This is a genomic window from Curtobacterium sp. GD1 (assembly GCF_020882855.1).
In the GTDB taxonomy this organism is placed as follows: domain Bacteria; phylum Actinomycetota; class Actinomycetes; order Actinomycetales; family Microbacteriaceae; genus Curtobacterium.
Window position 1 is genome coordinate 1 of sequence record NZ_JAFEVQ010000058.1, and the last position, 4,179, is coordinate 4,179.

General features: G+C 75.3%; 4 protein-coding genes, 1 pseudogene and 1 riboswitch. All 5 genes and pseudogenes read left to right on the forward strand.

Going from position 1 to position 4,179, the window contains the following annotated elements; genetic code table 11:
- A pseudogene (locus JSX79_RS17900) lies at positions 1-183 on the forward strand (hypothetical protein); the annotation flags it as partial.
- A 101-nt stretch (positions 184-284) separates the two neighbouring features.
- Positions 285-394: riboswitch (TPP riboswitch) on the forward strand.
- Positions 391-1,032, forward strand: coding sequence for an ECF transporter S component (locus JSX79_RS17905; RefSeq protein ID WP_229087544.1), 642 nt, complete (start codon positions 391-393; stop codon positions 1,030-1,032). (Overlaps the previous riboswitch by 4 nt.)
- Positions 1,029-2,705, forward strand: a complete 1,677-nt coding sequence (locus JSX79_RS17910) for an ABC transporter ATP-binding protein (protein WP_229087546.1) — start codon at positions 1,029-1,031, stop codon at positions 2,703-2,705. The genes JSX79_RS17905 and JSX79_RS17910 overlap by 4 nt, the downstream gene beginning before the upstream one ends.
- Positions 2,702-3,523, forward strand: a complete 822-nt coding sequence (locus JSX79_RS17915; protein ID WP_229087548.1) for an energy-coupling factor transporter transmembrane protein EcfT — start codon at positions 2,702-2,704, stop codon at positions 3,521-3,523. Before JSX79_RS17910 ends, JSX79_RS17915 begins: the two co-directional genes overlap by 4 nt.
- A gap of 13 nt (positions 3,524-3,536) precedes the next feature.
- Entirely contained in the window at positions 3,537-4,124 is a 588-nt protein-coding gene (locus tag JSX79_RS17920; protein WP_229087549.1) for an AAA family ATPase, read from the forward strand.
- Positions 4,125-4,179: the final 55 nt, after the last annotated feature.

Below are 4,179 nucleotides of genomic sequence, written 5' to 3' on the forward strand. Positions count from 1 at the left end.
GGCGACGACAACGGTGGCGGGGGCGGCGGTGCCGTCTCCATCCCGATCGGCGCCTACGTCCGACGCCCCGGCAAGGACCTCGAGTTCGAGCCGAACCTGATCTCCCTCCTCGCGGTGAGCGTCCCGGTCATCTGGGTGACCGGCACCGTCCTGCGCAAGCTGGTCCGCGTCCTGAAGAAGTGACCCACTGACGGACCTGGAGGCGCGGTGCGGGCCCGCCCCGCGCCTCCAGGACGTCCTGTGGTCGCGATCCGTCACCGGGTCGCGACCACGTCTACAATGGCGGGACACACACGGGAGTCCGGGATCGCCGGGCTGAGAGGGAGCGAGTGGCGCTCCGACCGTCGAACCTGATCCGGATCATGCCGGCGCAGGGAGGAGTCCAGGGCCATGTCCACGAGCACGCACACTGCTGTTCCGTCCACCCCCGTCAGGCGCTCGCTGCGCTGGCGGGTCGTCGACATCGTCGTGGCGAGCGTGCTCGCCGTCGCGATCGGTGTCGTCTTCAAGCTCTGGGAGTTCGGCTACGAGCCGATCAGCGCCGTCGCCGCGCTCGTGCTCCCCGGCACGCAGGCGCTCTTCGGCGGGGTGTGGCTGCTCGCCGGGCCCGTCGTCGCGATCATCGTCCGGAAGCCCGGAGCGGCCCTCTACGCCGAGATGGTGGCCGCCTCGATTGAGGCGCTCCTCGGCACGCAGTGGGGCTGGCTGACGCTCGAGGCCGGCCTCGTGCAGGGCCTCGGCGCCGAGCTGGTGCTCGCGCTCTTCCTGTACCGCGTGTACCGCCTGCCGGTGGTCGTGCTCGCCGGTGCCGCGGCCGGTCTGGCCCTCGGGCTGAACGACACGGTGCTCTGGTACCCCGGACTCGACCTGGCGTTCAAGGTCGTCTACGTCGTCTCGGCGATCGTCTCCGGTGCGCTGATCGCGGGCGTCGGCTCGTGGTTCCTCGTCCGAGCGCTCGCTGCGACCGGCGTCCTGTCGTCGTTCGCGGCGGGCCGTGAGCACTCCAGACGCGGTCTTCGCACCGTCGCGTGACCGTGGCAGCCGCGCGGGTCACCTTCTCCGACTGGGGCTGGCGGTACGCGGAACGTGACGCCTGGGCCGTCCGCGGCGTCGACCTGACCGTCGAGCCGGGGGAGCGGGTCGCGATCGTCGGTCCCTCGGGCGCCGGCAAGTCGACGCTGCTGCGGGCGGTCGCGGGCGTGCTCCCGGACGAGCCGGACGCCGCCGACGACACCGCGGCCTCCGTCCAGGGCTCGGTCCTCGTCGACGGTGCCGAACCGCGCGCGGCCCGCGGGCGCGTCGGCCTCGTCATGCAGGACCCCGAGGCGCACACGGTGATGTCCCGCGTCGGCGACGACGTGGCGTTCGGCTGCGAGAACGCCGGCGTCCCACGGGACGAGATCTGGCAGCGCGTCCGGTCGGCCCTCGACGTCGTCGGGCTCGACCTGCCGCTCGACCGGTCCACCACGATGCTCTCCGGCGGGCAGCGGCAGCGGTTGGCGCTCGCGGGCGTGCTCGCCATGCGCCCGGGTGTCCTCGTGCTCGACGAGCCCTGCGCGAACCTCGACCCCTCCGGCGTGGTGCAGGTGCACGACGCCGTGCGGGCGCTGCTCGATGAGACCGGGTGTTCACTACTCGTCGTCGAGCACCGCATCGGGACCTGGCTGGACCTGGTCGACCGACTCGTGCTGCTGGAGCCGGCCGGGGGTGTCGTCGCGGACGGTGCGCCTGCGGACGTGCTCGCCGAACACGGTCCGGCGTTGACCGCCGCCGGCGTCTGGGTGCCCGGGTCCGAGCCCGAACAGGGTTCCGCGCGTCGGGGTACCCGCTTGTCTCCGCGAGCGGGCAAAATGCACGGGGCCGACAACGGGGGACCGGACGGAGTCCGCCCGCTCGGCGCCGCGGGACCGCGAGTGGGCGGAATGCGCGGGGCCGACAACGGGGGAGCGGACGGGTTCCGCCCGCTCGGCGATCGGGACCCGGTGCTGCTCGCGGCGCGGGGGCTCGGGACCGCCCGGGGCAGGCGGCAGCCAGTCGGGAGCGGGATCGACCTCGACGTCCGGGCCGGACGGGTCCTCGCGGTCACCGGGCCGAACGGCATCGGCAAGTCGACGCTCGGCCTCACGCTCGCCGGGCTCCTGCACCCCGCCGCAGGGTCGCTCCGCGCGGGCACGGCACTCGCCGACGGCATCGGTGACGCCCCCGCCGCGTGGACGAGCAGGCAGCTGGCAGGTCGGATCGGCACGGTCTTCCAGGACCCGGAGCACCAGTTCGTCGCCCGCACCGTGCGTGAGGAGCTGGCCGTCGGCCCCCGCGCCCTCGGAGCGGCGGACGTCGACGCCCGGGTCGACGAGCTCCTCGACGCGTTCGGCCTCGCGCACCTCGCCGACGCCAACCCCTTCACGCTGTCTGGCGGTGAGCAGCGGCGGTTGGCGATCGGGACGGTCATCGCCTCCCGGCCGCCCGTCGTCGTGCTCGACGAGCCGACCTCCGGTCAGGACCGGGCGACGTGGCAGGCCGTGGTGGACCGGCTCGGCGAGCTCGCCGACTCCGGCACGGCGATCGTCGCCGTGACGCACGACCAGGACCTCGTCCGCGCGCTCGACGCGGACGAGATCGTGCTCGGGGCGACAGGGGCGACGGGGGCGAGCACCGCCGGGCCGGTGGCCGGCCTGCGCGACCCGGCCACGGAGGTGCAACCGTGACCGCCGACCAGGCCGCGGCCGGTCTGCCCGGACGAGCCGCGCCTCCTGGACCACCCGACGGCACCACGCGTGCGCGCGGCGTCCGCGGAGTCCAGCCGGTGGCCTCGCTGCTGGGCGTCCTCGCGCTCGGCGTGTGCCTGGTGCTCAGCCTCGACGTCGTGTCCGCGGCGGTCGCGCTCGGTCTCGAACTCCTGCTCCTGCCGCTCCTGCGGATCCCGCTCCGCACGCTGCTGCTGCGGACCTCGCCGGTCCTGGTCGCGGTGCCGCTGACCGCGCTGAGCATCGCGTTGTACGGGCGGCCGTCCGGGCGGTCCTGGTTCGACCTCGGGTTCGCGCACGTCACCGACGGGTCGCTCGCACTCGCGCTCGCGACGGCGCTCCGTGTCCTGGCGATCGGGCTGCCGGCGGTGGCGTTGTTCGTGCGGGTGGACCCGACCGACCTCGCGGACGGGCTCGCGCAGCTCCTGCGGCTGCCGGCACGGTTCGTGCTCGGAGCGCTCGCGGCGATCCGGATGATGACGCTCCTCGGGGACGACTGGCGACAGCTCGGCATGGCCCGTCGGGCCCGCGGCGTCGCGGACACCGGACGGCTGCGGCGTGGCGCGTCGATGGCGTTCGCGCTGCTCGTGCTGGCGCTGCGGCGGGCGACGACGCTGGCGGTGGCGATGGAGTCGCGGGGATTCGGCGCTCCCGGGCGGCGGACGTGGGCGCGGAGTGTGCGGTTCGCGGGGCCGGAGTGGGCGATGGTCGGCGTGCTCGTCGGGATCGGCGTCGTGTCGATCGCGGTGGCCGTGGGTGCGGGGACGTGGCGTGCCTGAGGGGGAACCCGACGTGGGTGGCGCGCGCGGCGCGAGTGGTGCGTCGGGGCGGCCCGTCGGCCGGCTTCCGGGCCCCGGGGACTCGCTCGTCGAGGGCCTCGCCGCCGCGGCCGCCGGGGTCGCGGCCGCCTCCGGAACGCGACTCGTCGTGCTCGTCGACGGCAGGTCGGGCACGGGCAAGACGACGCTCGGCGATTCCCTGGCGGAGCGGCTCGGCGCGCAGGTCGTCCACCTCGACGACGTCTACCCGGGATGGGACGGGTTGCGGGCCGCCGCGGAGGCCGTGGTGACCGACGTCCTCGGGGAACGCTCCGGCTACCGACGGTGGGACTGGGCGACCTCGCGCCCGGCGGGGTGGGCCGCCGTCGACCCCGGGCAGCCGATCGTGGTCGAGGGGTGCGGTGCGCTGTCCCGGGGCTCGGCTCCGCTCGCGTCGTTGCGGGTGTGGCTCGAGGCCGACGACGACACCCGGTGGGAGCGGGCGATCGGGCGTGACGGCGAGTCCTTCGCGCGGGAGTGGGACCGGTGGGCGGCGCAGGAGGCGGCGTTCATCGCTGCCGAGCGGCCGGCGGAGCTGGCGGACGTGGTGCTGCGGACGTAGGGCGCGGCGCGGGCGGCGCGGCGCGCGCGGCCCGGCGCCCGGCGCGGGGCCCGGC

What these genes read in the sequence shown, in the direction of transcription:
- JSX79_RS17905 (WP_229087544.1), top strand. Translation starts at nt 391, where the DNA reads ATGTCCACGAGCACGCACACTGCTGTTCCGTCCACCCCCGTCAGGCGC.